The sequence below is a fragment of the Gluconacetobacter dulcium genome (assembly GCF_014174165.1).
GTDB lineage: Bacteria > Pseudomonadota > Alphaproteobacteria > Acetobacterales > Acetobacteraceae > Gluconacetobacter > Gluconacetobacter dulcium.
Map to the genome: position 1 here is coordinate 97,821 of NZ_JABEQN010000012.1, position 17,918 is coordinate 115,738.

The window sequence follows — 17,918 nt, forward strand, 5'->3', positions numbered from 1 at the left end:
GACCCGTCAGGAAGGCCGTTCCGCATGCACCGCCGTCGCTTCTGCTCATCCCTGGGGGCGACGTTGGCCGTCACCGCCTCCCCCACCCTTGCCTCCGCCAATGACGGACCGCTGGTCGGGCCGATCCAACTGGTCGGCAGCCGGGTGGTCATGCCGGTCAGCATCGGCAACGCAGGCACCTTCCTGTTCGCCATCGACACCGGTGGCGCCTTCAGCCTGATTCGCGAAGATCTGGCACGGCAACTGTCCCTCCCGGACGGCGGCACGCTCAATGTCGGGGTCGGAGGGGTAACCGGCTTCCGCAATACGTTCGTGATCAGCGACGCCTCCTTCGCCGGAATCATACGCCAGCGGAATATCCTGCTGGTCGGCGTCGGGCCGCATGTGCTGGGCGACCAGATCGCGGGGGCCCTGGCCTCCGGCATCCTCGCAACGGTCTTCAGCGAACTGGATTTCGACGCCCTGCAATGGCGCGTCTGGCCGACTGGCCGTCCGAAGCTGGAAGGCTTCACCAGGCTGGATTCCACCATCACCCGCCCGGAAGGCGACCGATGGTCGCCTTTCATGACCGCCTCGGGCGTCGTCAACGGCACGCGCCTGCGCTTTCTGCTCGATACCGGCGGATTGTCGCTGGTACGACTGAACCATCATACAGCCCGCACGCTCGGCCTGTGGTCGGACGACCGCCCGTTCGCGCCGGCGCGAAACGGCGCGCGGATCATCAGGCTGGAGAAGATGGAATTCGCGGGATACACCTTCGAGGGGCTGCTGGCCCTGCTGCTGCCCGACAATCAGATGGTCGACATTTCCCAAGGCCTGATCGGCCTGCCCCTGCTGCGGTGCTTCAATCTGGCCTGCGATCCGGTGCAACGCGTCCTCTGGACCCGCCGCAACAGCCTGACGCCCGGTCCCTTCACCTACGCGCTCTCCGGTCTCGCCGTCACCCAGGCCGGGGATGCGGCGCGCGTCACGGGCGTCGGCAAGGGGAGCCCCGGAGAGCAGGCCGGCATCCACCCCGGCGATACCATCCTGAGCCCGCCACCGCAGGCGCTCCAGCAGGCGCTGAACGGCCCGCCGGGCGCGACGATATCACTGACGATCGGCCGCGACTCCGGACAATCCTCCGCAACGCTCACGCTCCGCGCCTATCTCTGAAAGCCTGACCGACCATACGCGCCGGCGGCGATCCGGCGCGCGCATTCAGGTCAGGCCCCGGAATCAGGGCCACCCCAGCCGGCCCCGGAGACAAAAAAAGCCGGCCCTTTCGGGCCGGCTTTCCTGTTCGTGCGATCCGGTCGGGATCAGGCCGACTTGGCCACGATCTCGTCCGCCACGTTGCGCGGCACCGGGTCGTAATGATGGAACTGCATCGTGAAGGACGCACGGCCCTTCGTGATCGAACGCAGGTGCGAGATGTAGCCGAACATTTCCTTCAGCGGCACCAGCGCACGGACCATGACGGTCGAGCCCGAGCTTTCCTGGTTCTGGATCATGCCACGGCGACGGTTCAGGTCGCCCACCACGTCGCCGACATGGTCGTTCGGCGTCGTGACTTCCACATCCATGATCGGCTCCAGGATCACCGGGCCGGCGCGCTTCATGCCTTCGCGGAAGCAGGCCTTGGCGGCGATTTCGAACGCCAGCGCCGAGGAGTCGACGTCATGGTACTTGCCGTCCAGCAGCGTGAACTTGAAGTCCACGGTCGGGAAGCCCGCCAGCACGCCCGTCGTGGACTGCATGCGGATGCCCTTTTCGACCGCCGGAATATATTCCTTCGGCACGGTGCCGCCGACGACCTTGTTCTCGAACTGAATCTCCTGGTTCCGCTCCAGCGGCGCGAACTCGATCTTCACTTCGGCGAACTGGCCCGAACCACCCGACTGCTTCTTGTGGGTGTAGGTCTCGACATGCGGCTGGGTGATCGTCTCGCGATAGGCCACCTGCGGCGCGCCGATGTTCGCATCCACGCCATACTCACGACGCAGACGGTCGATGATGATGTCCAGATGCAGCTCGCCCATGCCCGACAGAATGGTCTGGCCGGTTTCCTGGTCGGTCTTCAGACGCAGCGAGGGGTCTTCGCCCGCCAGCTTCTGCAACGCCAGGGTCATCTTCTCGACCCCGTCCTTCGTCTTCGGCTCGACCGAGATGTCGATCACCGGCACCGGGAAGCTCATGCGCTCCAGCACCACCGGATCGGCGGCGTCGGCCAGCGTGTCACCCGTCTGCGTGTCCTTCAGGCCCACGAAGGCGGCGATATCGCCGGCATGCACTTCCTTCACTTCCTGGCGCTTGTCGGCATGCATCTGGAAGATACGGCCGATACGCTCCTTGTGGTCCTTCGTGGTGTTCAGGACGCTGTCGCCCGAACGCAGCACGCCACGATAGACGCGCACGAAGGTCAGCGTGCCGTACTTGTCGTTGATGATCTTGAACGCCAGGCCGGCGAACTTGCCATTCGGATCGACCGGGATGATCGGCAGCGCGTTCTCGTCGACGTCCTCGCCCTCGGGCGGCGCGATGCGGATGCCCGCCACGTCGTCCGGCGCCGGCAGGTAGTCGATCACCGCATCCAGCAGCGGCTGCACGCCCTTGTTCTTGAAGGCCGTGCCGCACAGCACGGGGCGGAACTCGCCCGAGATCGCGCCCTTCTTGATGCAGCGCTTCAGAGTGGCGACGTCGACGTCACCCTTCTCGAAATATTCTTCCATCGCCGCGTTGTCGACGGCCAGCGCCGTGTCCAGCAGTTCCTGGCGGGCCTCGGCGGCCTTTTCCTTCAGGTCGTCCGGGATCTCGGCATAGTGGAACTTCGCGCCCAGCTCGCCGCCTTCCCAGATGATCGCGCGCATCTCGACCAGATCGACGACGCCGATGAAGTTTTCCTCGGCCCCGATCGGCAGTTGCAGCGGGATCGCGACGATGTCCAGCTTCTCCTTCAGCGTGTCGAACGCGCGGTAGAAGTCGGCGCCGGTGCGGTCCAGCTTGTTGATGAAGATGATGCGCGGCACGTTGTAGCGATCGGCCAGGCGCCAGTTGGTCTCGGACTGCGGCTGCACGCCGGCCACGCCCTCGATGATGAACACCGCGCCGTCGAGCACGCGCAGCGAGCGGTTCACCTCGATGTTGAAGTCGATGTGGCCCGGGGTGTCGATGATGTTGATCCGATGCCCGTCCCACTCGCAGGTGACGGCGGCCGAGGTGATCGTGATGCCGCGCTCACGCTCCTGGTCCATGTAGTCGGTCGTGGTGTTGCCCTCGTGGACCTCACCGATCTTGTGCGACACGCCGGTGTAATACAGGATCCGCTCGGTGGTCGTGGTCTTGCCGGCATCGATATGCGCGGTGATGCCGATATTACGGATCAGTGAAAGATCGGACTTTTCAGACACGGGGGAACCTCCACAAAACAATTCAGGCGCGAACGGAACCTTTCCCCTCGCGCCCGTCGGAGCCGGAAGCCCCCCACCTCGTCACCAGGATCGAGGAAGATGCAGACCGGCTGAATAGACAGATGGCCCTGACATGCGTCAGGCACCTGAAACATGCAAGCCCGGCCCGGTCGAAAACGACCGGACCGGCGCCAATGGCTTCAGGCTGCCGTCGCGGCCTTCTTTTCCTGGGCGCGCAGGATGCGGCGCTTCAGCGCCTGCGCCTCGACCGGCAGCTTGCGGTTCGGCGTCGACAGCAGGAACGCATCCAGGCCACCATTGTGCTCGACCGTGCGAATGCCGTTGGTGCTCAGCCGCAGGCGCACCGCGCTGCCGAGGATATCGGACAGCAGGGAGGTCTCCTGCAGGTTCGGCAGGTAGCGACGGCGGCTCTTGTTGTTGGCGTGGCTGACGTTATTTCCCGTCAGCACGCCCTTGCCCGTGATCTGGCAACGGCGAGACATGGTATCATCCTCGGATAACTGGGGCCGAGGCATAATGCCCGGCAACGATCGTCAAGATTAGGCGCGGCTTATGGCCAAGCTACCGCGCCCCGTCAAGTCGAAAGGCACGATTCGGGGCGTTTTCGCCCGAATCCCCTTCCGGCCCTTCCCCTTACTCGGGGCGCGTGACCTTGTCACGGTCGGGATGCAGGTCGCCCGAGCGCACGCTGTGCATGGCGTTTTCCAGCATCGCCAGCATCGTGCCCTGGTCCATGGTGCGCGACAGCAGGCCCAGCGACCCGCCCAGCAGCGCCGAGGCGATGGCGATCGGCGGCAGGTTCTCGCCCAGCATGTATTCGATGGCCTTGTCGACCACGGCGCCGCAATGGCTCAGTTCCTCGGGGACCGATCCATCCTGGCCCAGCGCGGGTCCCTCGCCTTCCGTCTCCGCCATGTCATCCTCTCCTCGCTGCGCGCGTCTCTCAGACGGCATTCTGTCCCTGCGCCCCATGGACGCGGCGGGCGCACCGTGCCCCCGTTCAGGCCGGAAGACCAGCCCCCACCGCCGCGTGGCCGGCATCCTCTCCACGCTCCTCGGCCTGGGCGGCCCACATGCCGGCATACAGTCCGTCGCGGGCCAGCAGGCTGCGATGGGTGCCGCGCTCCTTGATCACGCCATCCCCCATCACAAGGATTTCATCCGCGTCGATCACGGTGGACAGCCGGTGGGCGATGATCACGGTCGTCCGCTCCGCCGAAACGGTGCGCAGCGCCACCTGGATCTCCTGCTCGGTATGGGTATCCAGCGCGCTGGTCGCCTCGTCGAGGATCAGGATGCGCGGATTCTTCAGGATGGTCCGGGCGATGGCCACGCGCTGCTTCTCGCCACCCGACAGCTTCAGCCCCCGCTCGCCCACCCGGGTCGCATAGCCGTCGGGCAGACTGGTGATGAAATCGTGGATCTGCGCCAGCCGCGCCGCATGCTCGATCTCGTCCTGCGACGCCCCCAGCCGGCCATAGGCGATATTGTAGCCGATCGTGTCGTTGAACAGCACCGTATCCTGCGGCACCACGCCGATCGCCGCCCGCAGCGCCGCCTGATGGTAGTCACGCACGTCATGCCCGTCGATCACCACCCGCCCCGAGGTCACGTCATAAAAGCGGAACAGCAGCCGGCTGATGGTGGATTTGCCCGCCCCGGTCGGCCCCACGATCGCCACCCGCCCGCCGGCCGGCACGCTGAAGCTGACATCATGCAGGATCTCGCGGTCGGACCGGTAGCCGAAGCGCACATGTTCGAAACGGATCGCCGCCGCCGGCGCCTCGTCCAGCCGCGCCGGCAGGTCGATGGCATCCGGCCGGTCCTTCACGTCCGGCGCTTCCTCCATCAGGCGGAACATCTGCTCCAGATCCACCAGCGAGGTGCGCAGCGAGGAATAGATGCTGCCGAGGAAATTGAGCGGCAGATAGAGCTGCATCAGATAGGTGTTGACCAGCACGAACCGCCCCACCGTCAGGCGCCCCTGCCCCACGTCATGCGCCGCCAGCAGCATCACCACCGTCAGCGTCACGGCGATGATCGCCGCCTGCCCGAAATTCAGCCCGTTGAGCGAAAGCTGGGTCTTGACCGCCGCGCGTTCGTAGCGCCGCTGCGTCTCCTCGTACCGCCGGCTCTCATGCTCCTCGTTGCCGAAATACTTCACCGTCTCGTAGTTCAGCAGGCTGTCCAGCGCCTTCCAGCTCGCCTCGCTGTTGATCTCGTTCATCTCGCGGCGGATGCCGATCCGCCAGGAGGTGAAGCTGATCGTGAAGGCGACATAGGCCGCCACCGCCAGCAGCATGATCGCGGCATAGCGCCAGTCGAACAGGCGCCAGATCACGGCGATCACCAGCAGCGCCTCGATCAGCGTCGGCACGATGTTGAACACGCCCACCCGCAGAATGGTCTCGATCGCCTCGGTCCCCCGCGCGATGGCCCGCGTCACGCCGCCCGACTGGCGGTCCAGGTGAAAGCGCAGCGACAGCGCATGCATATGGCGGAAACTGCGCATCGCCGCCACGCTGCTGATATGAAAGCGCACCGGGGCGAACAGCGCATCGCGCCATTCCCCCATGCCCGCCGACATCAGGCGCAGCGTGCCGTAACCGATGATCAGCGCCATCGGCACCGTCATTTCACGCATGGGGCCGGAAACGCCGCCCCCCTGCCCGCCATGCAGCGCATCGACCACCAGGCTGTACACATACGGCACGGCGATGGTCGCGATCTTGGCGGCGACCAGCAGCAGGCAGGCCCCCACCACCCGCGCGCGGGTGCCCAGATCGTGACGGGGCCAGAGATAGGGCAGCAGGGCGCGCAGGGTCGCATGCACGGGGCGCTCGCGCGCGGGCCGGGCGGAGGATGAGGGCGGTGTCATGCCTCTGGATGTGGCATGCGAGGGCGCGTTTGCAAACCGCCAACCCCTGTCCGGCGGCAGGCGCGGCAGGATTGTCACACCTTGCCCCACCCGGTATGCCAAGCCCACGCATAAGGAGCAGACGCGCATGTCAGCGGACGCCGCCCCCTTCATCCGGCATCTCGATTCCTGCAACACCGCACGCCTGCCCGGCGACCGCACCGCCTTCCGCCTTGGAACGTCCCCGGCCGGCTGGCTCGCGCCCGCCCTGGTGCCCGAACTGGAACGGCGCGGCCTGCGCCGGCAGGACGCAGCACTGGTGCTGGACGACCCGACCCGGCTGGAAGCACTCGGCGAAACCCTGGCCGCCGACGGGCTCTACCGCTCCCACCACGAACTGTTCGATGTCGCCCCCACGGCCGACGCGCCGCCCGTCGCGCGCATCGACCGCGGGGCGCTGCCACTGTTCGGGCTGATCGCCCACGGCGTGCATATGAACGGGCTGGTCCGCCGCCCGGACGGCCTGCATCTGTGGATCGGCCGCCGCGCCATGAACAAGCGCCTGGACCCCGGCAAGCTCGACCACCTCGTCGCCGGCGGCATCCCCGCCGGCCACACGCCCCGGCAGGCGCTGGAGAAGGAAGCGGCCGAGGAAGCCGGCATCCCCCCTGCCCTGATCGCCCAGGCCACAGCCACCGGCCGCATCCGCTACGCCATGGAGCGGCCCGAGGGCCTGCGCCGCGACGTGCTGCATTGCTACGACCTCGATCTGCCGCCCGATTTCGTCCCCGTCCCCACTGATGGCGAGGTCGAGTCCTTCTCGCTGATCCCCCTGCAAGAAGCCTTGCGGATCGTGCGGGCGGGCGACGATTTCAAATTCAACGTCAATCTGGTGCTGATCGACCTGTTCCTCCGCCATGGCCTCATCGACCCCGACAGTCCCGACGGCCGGCGCCTGCGCACGGGCCTGTCCGGGCTGGACAATCCGGCCTTCGCCTGATGCACAGGGCAGCGCACATCCTGGCGGCGGCATGCCTGCTGGCCGCCTGCACCCCGGCCCCGCCTGATCGCGCGACGCCCGCAAGCCTGGCCTGCGAACGATTTGGCGCCCATCGCGGCATCGAGGTCTCGCTGCTGTTCGGCCTGACCCGCCCGGACGGCCGGCCGGTCACCGACGCGGAGTGGCAGGCTTTCCTGCGCCGCGCGGTCACCCCGCGCTTCCCCGACGGGCTCAGCGTGTTCCAGGCCAGCGGCCAGTGGCGCGACCGCGCCAGTCAGCAGGTCACCACCGAACCTTCGCGCATCGTCTGGATCGCCACCCGGCCCGACGCCCCGGACCTGACCACCCGGCTGGACGCCATCCGCGCGGAATACCGCCACGACTTCCAGCAGCAATCCGTCGGGCTGGTCATTCGCACGGGCTGCCAGGCCTTCTGAAAACCGCCCGCCAGGCGCGGTCATGTACAGGTCACGCCCTGTGTCGCTCCCCCTCTGTCCCTTCCACAGGCGGTCTTGTATGCTCCCGGTTGGTCCCGGCTTCCGGTCGGACAGCGATGGAGAGAGACGATGACCACCGCCCCGGTCGCCCGCAAGGAGCCCCAGACGATCACCCAGCTCGGCCGCACGCGCGTCGACGAATATGGCTGGATGAAGGACGAGAACTGGCAGGCCGTCCTGCGCGACCCATCGGTGCTGCGCGCGGACATCGCCGTCCATCTGCGGGCCGAAAACGCCTATACCGCCGCCACCCTGGCGCCGACCGAAGCCTTGCAGGCCACCATCGTCGCCGAAATGCGCGGCCGCATCCGCGAAGACGAAACCTACCCCGCCCTGCCGCACGGTCCCTGGCGCTATTACATGCGCTACAATAGCGGCGCCCAGCACCCCATTTACGCCCGTCATCCGGCCGGCCGGCCGGATGACGAAACCATCCTGCTGGATGTCGAGCACGCGGCACAGGGCCACGATTATTTCGCCGTCACCACCGCGACCCACAGCCCCGACCACCGCCTGTTCGCCCATGCGGAAGACAGCCAGGGCTCGGAAGTCTATCGCGTCATCATCCGCGACATCGCCAGCGGCGCGCCGGTCGGGCCGGCGGTCGAGAATTGCAGCGGCAATTTCACCTTCTCGCCCGACGCGCACTATCTGTTCTGGACTTGGCGCGACGCGCATGGCCGCCCGACGCAGATCTATCGCCGCCGCATCGGCACCGCCGACGATGTGCTGGTCTATCAGGAAGCCGATCCCGGCTTCTTCATCGGGGTCGAGGCCAGCCGCTCCGGAGGCTGGATCGTCATTTCCGCCGCCAATCAGGACACATCGGAATCCTGGCTGATCCCCGGCAGCCGCCCCGAGGCCGCACCCGTCTGCGTCGAGCCACGCCGCAGCGGCGTCCTCTACACGCTCAGCCACTGGGGCGACCGGTTCGCGATTCTCACCAACGCCGACGATGCGGTCGATTTCAAGCTGATGGAAACGCCCGACACGGCCCTGTCACGGGAAAACTGGCGCGACCTGGTCCCCCATGAGCCCGGCCGCTACATCACCGAGTGCGTGGCCTTCGCCGGGCATCTGGTCTGGCGCGAACGCCGCGACGCCAACACGGCCTTGGTGATCCGCCCCGCCGACGGGGCGGAGCACGTGCTGTCCTCCGACGAGGAAGCCTACGTGCTGTCCTTCTCGGGCTCCTACGAATACGACACGACCGAACTGCGCTACGTCTACCAGTCCCCGACCACGCCCCGGCAATGGTACGCCTACGACATGCGGACGCGGACCCGCCATCTGGTCAAAAGCCAGGAGGTCCCGTCAGGCCACGACCCCGCGCATTATCGCTGCTGGCGCCTCACCGCCACCGCCCCTGACGGCACCGAGGTGCCGGTCACCGTGCTAGGACGGCACGACACGCCGCGCGACGGCTCCGCCCCATTGCTGCTCTACGGCTACGGGTCCTACGGCCATACGATCGAGCCCACCTTCTCCACCGGCGTTTTCAGTCTGGTCGATCGGGGCTGGTTCTACGCCATCGCCCATGTGCGCGGCGGATCGGAAAAAGGCTGGAACTGGTTCCTCGGCGGGCGCGGACGCAACAAGCCCAACAGCTTTACCGATTTCATCGCCTGCGCCGAACATCTGGCCGCCACCGGCTTCACCCGTGCCGGCAGAATCGTCAGCGACGGTCGCTCGGCCGGCGGCATGGTCATGGGGGCGATCGCCAACATGCGCCCCGACCTGTTCGCGGGCATCGTGGCGGTGGTGCCCTTCGTGGACGAACTCAACACCATGTCCGACACCAGCCTGCCCCTGACGCCGCCCGAATGGCCGGAATGGGGCAACCCGCTGGAAGACCCGGACGCCTACGACCTGATCGCCAGCTACGCCGCCTACGAACAGGTCGGTCCGCGCCCCTATCCCGCCATCCTCGCCATCGGCGGCCTGTCGGACCCGCGCGTGACCTATTGGGAACCGGCGAAATGGGTCGCCCGCCTGCGCGACCACACGTTGTCGGACCGGCCGATCATGCTGCGCATCAACATGGAAGCCGGCCATGGCGGCGCCTCGGGCCGTTTCGACGCCCTGAAGGAAGCCGCACTGATTCAGGCGTTCGCCATCTGGGCGGCGGATGGCACGAACCTGCTGTGACGCCCGAGCAAAGGATCATGATGACGGACAACGGCAGCCCCGCGATCGTCCCCCTTATGGACCGGTCGCCGTTCCGCCAGATGCGCGAACGCCACAAGGTGCAGCGCATCGCGCGCGGCCTGCTGGCCACCTCCTTCGTCCTGCTGGGGCTCTATACGGTGCGGGGGTTCCTGCCGTCGCTGATCTGGGGCGTCATCTTCGCCATCGCGGCCTGGCCGCCCTATATCGCGGTGCGCAACCGCTGGAAGATCCGGCCCGGCAGCGTCATCCTGCCGCTGCTGTTCACCACGGCGATCGCCCTGATCTTCCTGATCCCGATGGGCCTCTTCGCGCTGGAAGCGGGGCGTGAGGCCCAGGGCGTGTTGAGCTGGGCCGACATCGCGCGCCACACGGGCGTGCCGGTGCCGGGCTGGCTCCGCCGCCTGCCCGCCGGCGCCTCGGCCATCACCAACTGGTGGCAGCAGCATCTACAGGACCCCGACGACGTGTCGGAACTGCTGCATTCCTTCAATATCGGCCGCAGCATGCGCATGACGCAGCAGGTCGGGACACAGGTCTTCCATCGCGGCCTGCTGTTCATCTTCACCATCCTCACCCTGTTCTTCCTGCTGAAGGACGGCGACACCATCACCCGGCAATGCCTGGTGGTGTCCCGCCGGGCCTTCGGCAAGCGGGGCGAGACCATCGCCGAACAGATCGTGGCCTCGATCCACGGCACGGTCGCCGGTCTGGTGCTGGTGGGGCTGGGCGAAGGCGCGCTGATGGGCGTCGCCTACCTGATCGCGGGCGCGCAGCACCCGTTCCTGTTCGGCGTCTTCACCGCCGTGGCGGCCATGATCCCGTTCTGCGCCGTCGTGGCGGTCACGCTGGTGGCGCTGGCGCTGCTGGTGAAGGGCACCGTCATCGCCGCCGTGGTGATCTTCTGCCTGGGCATGGCCGTGATCTTCATCGCCGACCATTTCGTGCGGCCCGCACTGATCGGCGGCTCGACCCAGATGCCCTTCCTGTGGGTGCTGGTCAGCATTCTCGGCGGGGTGGAAAGCTGGAGCCTTCTGGGCCTGTTCATCGGGCCGGCCATCATGTCCGTCCTGCACCTGATCTGGCGCAACTGGACCCGCGACCGCCTCCAGGACCCCACGCGCGGCGAGCGCGAGGACATGGACGACCTGCCGGACAGAAGCCTCGGCTGAACAGGCCAACGTCAAACCACCGGAGCCGTCTTAATCCAGCCGGTGGTCTTCTCTCTTTTCAGGGGAAAATGGTCGCAGACGGGAATATCGGGCAGGCGGGATTCGAACCCACGACCCCCAGTCCCCCAGACTGATGCGCTACCAGGCTGCGCTACTGCCCGACCGTCTGCGACGACACGCCGTGTAGCAGCGCGCGCCATCCTCCGCAACCCATGAGTGCCACCAATCTGGCAGCAAATCCGGTTCAGACCGGAATCAGCCGTCTCAGGGCCTGCAATTCGACCAGAATCCCGCGCAGGCTATCCTTCAGGATCAGGTTCTCACGATGGATTCGCGCGATTTCCGAGGCCGCTGCGGCTGTTTCCTCATGCGGAATCGCAGCAGGCGGCGCAGGCGATTCGGCCTCCACCTCTACCGCCACCACCGTCACGGACTCGATCACGCTTTCCACCACGATTCCACCATCGCCCGGCCCGTCCACCACAGGCTCATCGACCACTGGGGCATCCACCACTGGCGCGTCCATCACAGACTCGGGCATCTCAGGCGCGGATATCTCGGGCACGAATATCTCGGCCGCGACATCACCGCCCAGCGTCTCGACCGGAACAGGCGAATCGGGCGCAATCAGCTCGGCTTCCCGCACCACGTCGACCGGGCTCTCGCCGGAAGGTGCCACGGCATCGCCGCCTTCACGCAGCATCCGCTGCACGCCCTTGATGGTATAACCCTGCACATACAGCAGGTCCGAAATCCGCCGCAGCAATTCGATATCGTCGGGGCGATAGTAGCGCCGGCCGCCGCCCCGCTTCAGCGGGCGGACCTGGCTGAACCGCGTCTCCCAGAAGCGCAGCACATGCTGCGGCACATGCAGTTCGTCCGCGACCTCGCTGATGGTGCGGAACGCATGGGGCGCCTTCTTCAGGCGGCCGGCAGCCGCCGCGTCATCAAGCACATGCGGGTCGGCGGCCTCGCCCGGCTCCGGCATGCCGGAATCCGGCCAGTCTTCCTGCCCCGCGTTGAGCGCGTTCATTCACCGTCATCCTCGATGCCCTCGACCTGCCGGCCATTGACCCGCGCCCGCAGAAGCTGGCTGGGCCGGAAGACCAGGACCGATCGCGGCAGGATCGGCACCTCGACGCCCGTCTTGGGGTTGCGCCCGGTGCGGCGCCCCTTCTGACGGACGGAGAACGTCCCGAATCCACTGATTTTAACGGTATTCCCGCCCTCAAGCTCCTTCGCCACGCGCTCGAGAACGTGTTCGAGAAGGTCGGCCGACTCGTTTCGGGAGAGTCCGACCTGACTGTAAATATGCTCTGCCAGACTGGCGCGGGTCACGGTGCTCATGGTGCAAAGCTATGGCATGCGACGAGGACACGTCAATTCAATGCGTTAACCCGCACTCTTTTTTCACGTTCGGTGTCTGGCAAGTCACCGCAAGCCCGCGAAAAACCGTCTCCGGCCGATCGGGCGCCCGCGCTCATATGCGCGCCAGCGCCGAACCCCAGGTCAGCCCGCCACCCAGCGCTTCCATCAGCACCAGGTCTCCCTTGCGGATACGGCCGTCACGCACGGCCTCGTTCATCGCCAGCGGGATCGACGCGGCCGAGGTATTGGCATGCTTGTCCACGGTCACCACCACGCGCTCGGGCGGCAGTTCCAGCTTGCGGGCCACCGCCTCGATAATCCGCAGATTGGCCTGATGCGGCACCAGCCAGGACACATCGGCATAGGTCAGCCCGTTGGCCTGCAGCACCTCGTCCACCGAAGACGAAAGCTTGGCCACAGCATGGCGAAACACGTCGCGCCCCTGCATGCGCAGGAAGCCGGACTGCTCGCGCAGCCCCACGGCTCCATCGACATACAGCAGGTCGCCCGTCGTGCCGTCCGAATGCAGGTGTGTGGAGAGAATGCCGGCGGGCTGCGCGGCATCGCCGGCCGTCAGCAGCACGGCCCCGGCGCCATCGCCGAACAGCACGCAGGTGCCGCGATCCGACCAGTCGAGAATGCGCGAATAGACTTCGCTGCCGATCACGAGCACCGAATCCGTCTGGCCGCTGCGAATCAGCGAGTCGGCCACGGTCAGGGCATAAACGAAGCCCGAACAGGCGGCGGCGATATCGAAGCCGAAGCCGCCCCGCATCCCAAGCTCGGCCTGCACGCGAACGGCGGTGGCCGGAAAGGCCTGGTCCGGCGTGCTGGTGGCGACGATGACCGCGCCCACATCGGCCGCCGCCACGCCGGCATAGTCCAGCGCCCGCGCCGCCGCCGCCGCCGCCATGCTCACGGCGGTGTCGCCAGGCCCGGCGATGTGCCGCTGGCCGATCCCGGTACGGGCTCGGATCCATTCGTCCGAAGTTTCGAGGCGAGCCGCCAGCTCGTCATTGGTCACGATCCGATCCGGCAGGTACCCGCCAAACCCGACCATCAGCGAACGTCTCGCCATCATTCCCATCATTCCAAGCCCGGCTTCGCCCCCGTGGAGACGCACCGCCCCTGCGGAGCGGGTCAGCTTACGGCTGCGACCGCCGGCTGTTCCTTTTCCACGCCCGGACGCATGACGGACAGCGTCTCCAGTCGGGAGATCTGTTCCCTTATGCTTTCATTGAACCGGTGCGATACCATATCCATGGCAACATCCACCGCCGATGCAAAGCCTTCCGCATCGGTCCCGCCATGCGATTTGACCACAACACCATTGAGGCCGACGAATACGGCGCCGTTATAGCGTCGCGGGTCCAGCCACTCGCGCATGCGCTCCAGGCCGGGCCGCACCAGCAGGTAGCCCAGCTTGGCCAGCAGGCCCGACCGGAAGACCTGCCGCAGCAGCACGAACGCCATCTTCAGCGCGCCCTCGCCGGTCTTCAGCGCGACATTGCCGGTAAATCCGTCCGTCACCACCACATCGGTCGTGCCGGCGGTAATATCATGTCCTTCGACAAATCCACGGAACTGCGCGCTCAGGGCGCTGTTGCGCAGAATCTCGGCCGCCTGACGCAGCTTCTCGTCACCCTTCACTTCCTCCGACCCGACATTCAGCAGGCCGATGGTCGGCGCGGGCAAACCCAGCACCGCCTTGGCGAAGGCTTCGCCCATAACCGCGAATTCAACGAGGTTGCGCGCGTCGCAGGCGACATTCGCACCCAGGTCCAGCATCACGACATCGCCCTTCAGCGTCGGGCTGATCGCCGCCATGGCGGGACGGGAAACACCGGGAAGGGTCTTGATGACAATCTTGGCCAGCGCCAGCATCGCGCCGCTGTTGCCGGCAGACACCACGCCCAGGGCCTCGCCCTGTGCCACGGCATCCATCGCCAGCCGCATCGACGAATCGCGCACGCGCAGCGCGGCCGTCGGCTTCATGTCCATGGAAATGGCGCTACCCGCCGGGCGCACCGTACAGATCGCGGCCGCCTTGGGGTGGCGGGCCAGCGTCTCGGTCAGGCGGCGCTCGTCGCCGATCAGCAGAACCCGTGTGCCGGGGTGCCTGTCGGCAGCAATCGCCAGGCCGGCCACCACAACTTCCGGACCGCCATCCCCCCCCATGCCGTCAACCGCCAGCGTGAAGGGCTCAGCCCCGGAAAAAGAGGAACCTGTCTCGCTCATGCCTGCCTTCTGCCGGGTGAACACCAAATTCGCAAGGTCGTCACGGAATCGTGTCGCAAGAAAGCATGGCCCGCCACCTGACGGGCCATGTCATCGCGTCCGCGCAGCCATGCGCCGCCGGTCAGGCCCGGACGGCGGTCTTCAGCGTCTTGCCGGCCGCAACGACCTCACGGCCGTCATAATGGCCGCAATGGCTGCAGACGTGGTGCGGGCGCTTCAGCTCGCCGCAATTCGCGCATTCGGCATGTGCCTGCACGCTCAGCGCCTCGTGGCTGCGGCGCATGCCGCGACGGGACGGTGAGGTTTTTCTTTTGGGTACAGCCATGGGCCCGGGCCCCTCCGATCTGAGATCTTAACCGGGTCCGGCTGGAGCCCGATCAGTTATCAATAATGAGGGGGCGCCTCTAGCAGGAAGAAAGCCCATTCGCAAGGCATCTTCTCACCACCCCGCCCCCGGCATGCCTCTATGTATCATCCTTCCGCAGCGCCGCCAGCCCCGCGAACGGTGACGGACGGCCTTCTTCCGCGTCCTCCACTCCTTCCGGATTCGTCGGCGGCACATCCACATGCCCGATCTCGTCGGGCAGCATGGCCCCCGGCCGACGCGGATAGGGATCGAGCGCCAGCGACAGCTCCTCGGCCGTCAGTTCGCCCAGATCGATCGTATCGTTCTCATACGGGATCTCGTCCACCGCCTCGGGGTCCAGTTCCTCATCCTCGCGAAACCGCTCCGCCGGCACCAGCCGCGCGACGATCTCCGTGGTCAGCACGCTCACGAACGGCTCGGCCGTCAGCACGCATTCCTGCTCCACCTCGGCCGTCATCCAGCCTTCGGCCAGAACCTCGTCCCGCCGGCCCAGCGTCAGGCGATAACGGCAGGAGAGCGCATGGATCGCCGGCAGGCCGAAACGGCGCGCCAGCGCGGCGCGCTCGGCCGCGTCGGCCTCGATCTCCATCTCCCGGCCCGCCGCTCCGATTCGTCCAACCGCGAGCCTGCGGGAAAATTCCGTCTTCATCCTGTCCTGCTCCCGCCCGGCGGCGACCCGGCAAATCCGCCCGCCTCATGCTGATAATGTTCCCTGTATGGCGATGAAGAATTGACTTCGCCACCCCAATCGGGCACCGGACGGAAGAGTTTTCCCCGGATCAGGACGCCCCACAGGCCATGCGGTCATCTTCGGACACGACCATCCGCCCCATCGGGCGTCTTCTTCCTTGCGCGATCGTGGGATTCAGCCTGCTGCTGTCCGGCTGCTCGCTCTTCTCGCCCCGCCCCGGACAGCGCGGCTCGCTGATCGAGGCGGACGATTACAAGCAGCTCAAGCCCGGCGTCAGCACCCGCGCCGAAGCGATGGACCTGCTGGGCTCGCCCACCACCCACGCCACGTTCGACGACAACACATGGATCTACATCTCCATGCGCACGGTGCCGGCGCCCATGGATTTCCCGAGCATCCGCTCGCAGAACGTGGTGGTGCTGAATTTCGACGACAAGGGCGTGCTGCAGAACCTGCGCACCCTCGACAAGAGCGACGCGCGGCCCACCAGCATGGCCCCCGGTGCCACGCCGACTCCGGGCACCAAGATCAACATCCTGCAACAGATCCTGGGCAATGTCGGCCGCTACAACCCACTGAGCAACATGAACAGCACATTTGGCGGCAGCAGCGGCCCGATGAGTTCCAACAGCGGTCCGGGCCATGCCGGCTCGGGTAACACCCTCCCGTAAAAGGGGCTGCCTGCAAAGCGACCCTGCCCGCGCGTCAGGGTCGCTTCCCCACATGCGCGCCTTCTCCCTCTAAGCCGGCAATACGATCCGGACCTGCAAGCCACCCAGCCGGCTCTGCCGGAGCGCGATGTCGCCGCCATGCGCGCGCACGATGTCGCGCGCGATGGTCAGGCCCAGCCCGGTCCCGCCATCCAGCCCGCTCTCGAACGGCCGGAAGACCGCCTCCATCCGGTCGCGCGGAATGCCCGGCCCGTCGTCATCGACGCAGATCACCACCCCCCGCTCGTCCTGGCTGGCGCTCAGGGCCACGCGCGCGCCATGCCGCCGCGCGTTCTGCAACAGATTGTCCATCACGCGGCGGATCGCGCCCGGCCGCAGAACGGCCTCGACCGGCCGAGGCACCGAGATGGACAGCACGGTTCCACCCGCCCGCCGAAAGGCGGATGCCACCTCGTCCAGCATCTGGCCCATATCGACCAGGACCGGCGTCTCCGCCCCCTCTCCTCTGGCGAAGGAGAGGTAGCTTTCGATCATGCCCTCCATTTCCGCCACGTCGCCAACCATGTCGGTCACCTCGGCATGAAACTGCGCGGCGTCGATGGTGCCCTGGGCCGGGATCATCGCCAGTGACAGACGCAGGCGGGTCAGCGGCGTCCGCAGATCGTGCGAAACGCCCGCCAGCATCGCCGTGCGCTGCGCCACGAACCGGAAAATACGCTCCTGCATGCGGTTGAACGCCACGGCCGCCTTGCGCACCTCCTGCGCGCCCTCGGGGTGGATGGGTCCGGTATCGCGCCCCAGCCCGAACAGTTCGGCCGCCCGCGCCAGCCGACGGATCGCGCGAATCTGGTTGCGCATGAACAGGCTGGCGATCAGGAACAGCAGGAACGCGCTGCCCACCACCCAGGCCACGAACAGCCAGATGGGCGCCACCGCCAGCCGCTTGCGCGGCGCCCCCACATCGAGCACCCCGTCGGACATCTGGATCCGGATATGCACGGTCTGCGGATCGCCAACCCAGTCGACGAAGAACGGACGGCCGATCGAAGCGTTCAGCGCATCGGCCAGATCCTCGTCCATCGGCCCCAGCACATGGGTCGAGCCCGTGCGCGACAGGCGCTGTCCGGGGTCCCAATCCATGTCCAGTTGAGTGCGCACCCTGGCCTGGTTCATGATCCAGACCCGGTCGCCAGGCGCGTGATACCGCTTCAGCAGGTCCAGCGTCAGGACGATATCCGCCGCCACCGCACCCGACATGCGGCGCGACACGACCTTGAGATAATTGCCGTAGAACAGCTCCAGCGAGATCCCCTGCGTGACCAGCAGCGGGATCAGCACGATCAGCAGCATCCGCCCCAGCAGCGAGCGCGGCAGGACCCGGCGCACGGGCCGATCCATCCGGCGATAGAACCCCGCCATGGCGCGCGGCCGCGTCGGCGCGCCCGGCCCGTCACCCTCCGCCATGGCTGGTCCCCTTCCCG

The 17,918-nt window shown here is 66.8% G+C and carries 17 protein-coding genes and 1 tRNA gene; 6 read left to right on the plus strand and 12 right to left on the minus strand.

From position 1 onward, the window contains the following. Positions 1 to 24: 24 nt before the first annotated feature. The gene (locus HLH25_RS11090) at positions 25 to 1,155 is read left to right on the plus strand and encodes an aspartyl protease family protein (RefSeq protein WP_182974125.1); all 1,131 of its coding nucleotides are present in this window, start codon (positions 25 to 27) and stop codon (positions 1,153 to 1,155) included. Positions 1,156 to 1,301: 146 nt separating this feature from the next. Here HLH25_RS11090 and fusA read toward each other — a convergent pair whose 3' ends face one another. The 4 genes from fusA to HLH25_RS11110 form a co-directional block, all read right to left on the minus strand. Beyond that, positions 1,302 to 3,389 (minus strand): elongation factor G, encoded by a 2,088-nt coding sequence (gene fusA, locus HLH25_RS11095; protein ID WP_182974126.1) that lies wholly within the window; start codon positions 3,387 to 3,389, stop codon positions 1,302 to 1,304. 200 nt (positions 3,390 to 3,589) lie between these two features. Continuing rightward, positions 3,590 to 3,892: a 50S ribosomal protein L28 gene (rpmB, locus tag HLH25_RS11100; protein ID WP_182974127.1), complete on the minus strand. Its 303-nt coding sequence runs from the start codon at positions 3,890 to 3,892 to the stop codon at positions 3,590 to 3,592. Between the two features lie 151 nt (positions 3,893 to 4,043). Next, entirely contained in the window at positions 4,044 to 4,325 is a 282-nt protein-coding gene (locus HLH25_RS11105) for a hypothetical protein (RefSeq protein WP_182974128.1), read from the minus strand. 85 nt (positions 4,326 to 4,410) lie between these two features. After that, on the minus strand, positions 4,411 to 6,288 hold the full coding sequence (locus HLH25_RS11110) for an ABCB family ABC transporter ATP-binding protein/permease (RefSeq protein ID WP_182974129.1): 1,878 nt from the start codon (positions 6,286 to 6,288) through the stop codon (positions 4,411 to 4,413). 127 nt (positions 6,289 to 6,415) lie between these two features. Between HLH25_RS11110 and HLH25_RS11115 the strand changes: the two genes are divergently transcribed. The 4 genes from HLH25_RS11115 to HLH25_RS11130 all read left to right on the plus strand — a co-directional run bounded on the left by HLH25_RS11115 (position 6,416) and on the right by HLH25_RS11130 (position 11,102). Continuing rightward, positions 6,416 to 7,267 (plus strand): NUDIX hydrolase, encoded by an 852-nt coding sequence (locus HLH25_RS11115; RefSeq protein ID WP_182974130.1) that lies wholly within the window; start codon positions 6,416 to 6,418, stop codon positions 7,265 to 7,267. Next, a complete protein-coding gene (locus tag HLH25_RS11120) occupies positions 7,267 to 7,704 on the plus strand; it encodes a DUF3574 domain-containing protein (protein WP_182974131.1) in 438 nt (145 codons plus the stop codon). The genes HLH25_RS11115 and HLH25_RS11120 overlap by 1 nt, the downstream gene beginning before the upstream one ends. Positions 7,705 to 7,833: 129 nt before the next feature. Next, positions 7,834 to 9,912: a S9 family peptidase gene (locus HLH25_RS11125; RefSeq protein ID WP_182974132.1), complete on the plus strand. Its 2,079-nt coding sequence runs from the start codon at positions 7,834 to 7,836 to the stop codon at positions 9,910 to 9,912. A gap of 20 nt (positions 9,913 to 9,932) precedes the next feature. Continuing rightward, on the plus strand, positions 9,933 to 11,102 hold the full coding sequence (locus HLH25_RS11130) for an AI-2E family transporter (RefSeq protein ID WP_182974154.1): 1,170 nt from the start codon (positions 9,933 to 9,935) through the stop codon (positions 11,100 to 11,102). A gap of 87 nt (positions 11,103 to 11,189) precedes the next feature. Here HLH25_RS11130 and HLH25_RS11135 read toward each other — a convergent pair. From HLH25_RS11135 to HLH25_RS11170, 7 genes are all read right to left on the minus strand, one after another. Further along, positions 11,190 to 11,263 (minus strand) — tRNA-Pro (locus tag HLH25_RS11135). A gap of 83 nt (positions 11,264 to 11,346) precedes the next feature. Then, entirely contained in the window at positions 11,347 to 12,135 is a 789-nt protein-coding gene (locus HLH25_RS20295) for a MerR family transcriptional regulator (RefSeq protein WP_246402033.1), read from the minus strand. Further along, entirely contained in the window at positions 12,132 to 12,449 is a 318-nt protein-coding gene (locus HLH25_RS11150; RefSeq protein ID WP_114729380.1) for an integration host factor subunit alpha, read from the minus strand. The genes HLH25_RS20295 and HLH25_RS11150 overlap by 4 nt, the downstream gene beginning before the upstream one ends. Before the next feature lie 133 nt (positions 12,450 to 12,582). Next, positions 12,583 to 13,551, minus strand: a complete 969-nt coding sequence (locus HLH25_RS11155; protein ID WP_182974133.1) for a beta-ketoacyl-ACP synthase III — start codon at positions 13,549 to 13,551, stop codon at positions 12,583 to 12,585. 59 nt (positions 13,552 to 13,610) lie between these two features. Then, positions 13,611 to 14,708 (minus strand): phosphate acyltransferase PlsX, encoded by a 1,098-nt coding sequence (plsX, locus tag HLH25_RS11160; protein WP_182974134.1) that lies wholly within the window; start codon positions 14,706 to 14,708, stop codon positions 13,611 to 13,613. Positions 14,709 to 14,829: 121 nt separating this feature from the next. Next, the gene (gene rpmF / locus HLH25_RS11165) at positions 14,830 to 15,033 is read right to left on the minus strand and encodes a 50S ribosomal protein L32 (RefSeq protein WP_012554867.1); all 204 of its coding nucleotides are present in this window, start codon (positions 15,031 to 15,033) and stop codon (positions 14,830 to 14,832) included. 139 nt (positions 15,034 to 15,172) lie between these two features. Beyond that, entirely contained in the window at positions 15,173 to 15,724 is a 552-nt protein-coding gene (locus HLH25_RS11170) for a YceD family protein (RefSeq protein ID WP_182974135.1), read from the minus strand. A gap of 149 nt (positions 15,725 to 15,873) precedes the next feature. Here HLH25_RS11170 and HLH25_RS11175 point away from each other — a divergent pair, with 149 nt between their 5' ends. Next, complete coding sequence (locus HLH25_RS11175; protein ID WP_182974136.1) at positions 15,874 to 16,437, plus strand: outer membrane protein assembly factor BamE; 564 nt, start codon at positions 15,874 to 15,876, stop codon at positions 16,435 to 16,437. Between the two features lie 69 nt (positions 16,438 to 16,506). Here the strand turns inward: HLH25_RS11175 and HLH25_RS11180 are convergent, their stop codons facing one another. Beyond that, positions 16,507 to 17,901, minus strand: coding sequence for an ATP-binding protein (locus HLH25_RS11180; RefSeq protein WP_246402036.1), 1,395 nt, complete (start codon positions 17,899 to 17,901; stop codon positions 16,507 to 16,509). Positions 17,902 to 17,918: the final 17 nt, after the last annotated feature.

Bases quoted from the DNA above. Each gene is read 5' to 3' on its own strand.
- HLH25_RS11090 (WP_182974125.1), top strand. From the start codon at position 25: ATGCACCGCCGTCGCTTCTGCTCATCCCTGGGGGCGACGTTGGCCGTC.
- rpmB (WP_182974127.1), bottom strand. From the start codon at position 3,892: ATGTCTCGCCGTTGCCAGATCACGGGCAAGGGCGTGCTGACGGGAAAT.
- HLH25_RS11105 (WP_182974128.1), bottom strand. From the start codon at position 4,325: ATGGCGGAGACGGAAGGCGAGGGACCCGCGCTGGGCCAGGATGGATCG.
- HLH25_RS11110 (WP_182974129.1), bottom strand. From the start codon at position 6,288: ATGACACCGCCCTCATCCTCCGCCCGGCCCGCGCGCGAGCGCCCCGTG.
- HLH25_RS11115 (WP_182974130.1), top strand. From the start codon at position 6,416: ATGTCAGCGGACGCCGCCCCCTTCATCCGGCATCTCGATTCCTGCAAC.
- HLH25_RS11120 (WP_182974131.1), top strand. From the start codon at position 7,267: ATGCACAGGGCAGCGCACATCCTGGCGGCGGCATGCCTGCTGGCCGCC.
- HLH25_RS11125 (WP_182974132.1), top strand. From the start codon at position 7,834: ATGACCACCGCCCCGGTCGCCCGCAAGGAGCCCCAGACGATCACCCAG.
- HLH25_RS11130 (WP_182974154.1), top strand. From the start codon at position 9,933: ATGACGGACAACGGCAGCCCCGCGATCGTCCCCCTTATGGACCGGTCG.
- HLH25_RS20295 (WP_246402033.1), bottom strand. From the start codon at position 12,135: ATGAACGCGCTCAACGCGGGGCAGGAAGACTGGCCGGATTCCGGCATG.
- HLH25_RS11150 (WP_114729380.1), bottom strand. From the start codon at position 12,449: ATGAGCACCGTGACCCGCGCCAGTCTGGCAGAGCATATTTACAGTCAG.
- HLH25_RS11155 (WP_182974133.1), bottom strand. From the start codon at position 13,551: ATGATGGCGAGACGTTCGCTGATGGTCGGGTTTGGCGGGTACCTGCCG.
- plsX (WP_182974134.1), bottom strand. From the start codon at position 14,708: ATGAGCGAGACAGGTTCCTCTTTTTCCGGGGCTGAGCCCTTCACGCTG.
- rpmF (WP_012554867.1), bottom strand. From the start codon at position 15,033: ATGGCTGTACCCAAAAGAAAAACCTCACCGTCCCGTCGCGGCATGCGC.
- HLH25_RS11170 (WP_182974135.1), bottom strand. From the start codon at position 15,724: ATGAAGACGGAATTTTCCCGCAGGCTCGCGGTTGGACGAATCGGAGCG.
- HLH25_RS11175 (WP_182974136.1), top strand. From the start codon at position 15,874: ATGCGGTCATCTTCGGACACGACCATCCGCCCCATCGGGCGTCTTCTT.
- HLH25_RS11180 (WP_246402036.1), bottom strand. From the start codon at position 17,901: ATGGCGGAGGGTGACGGGCCGGGCGCGCCGACGCGGCCGCGCGCCATG.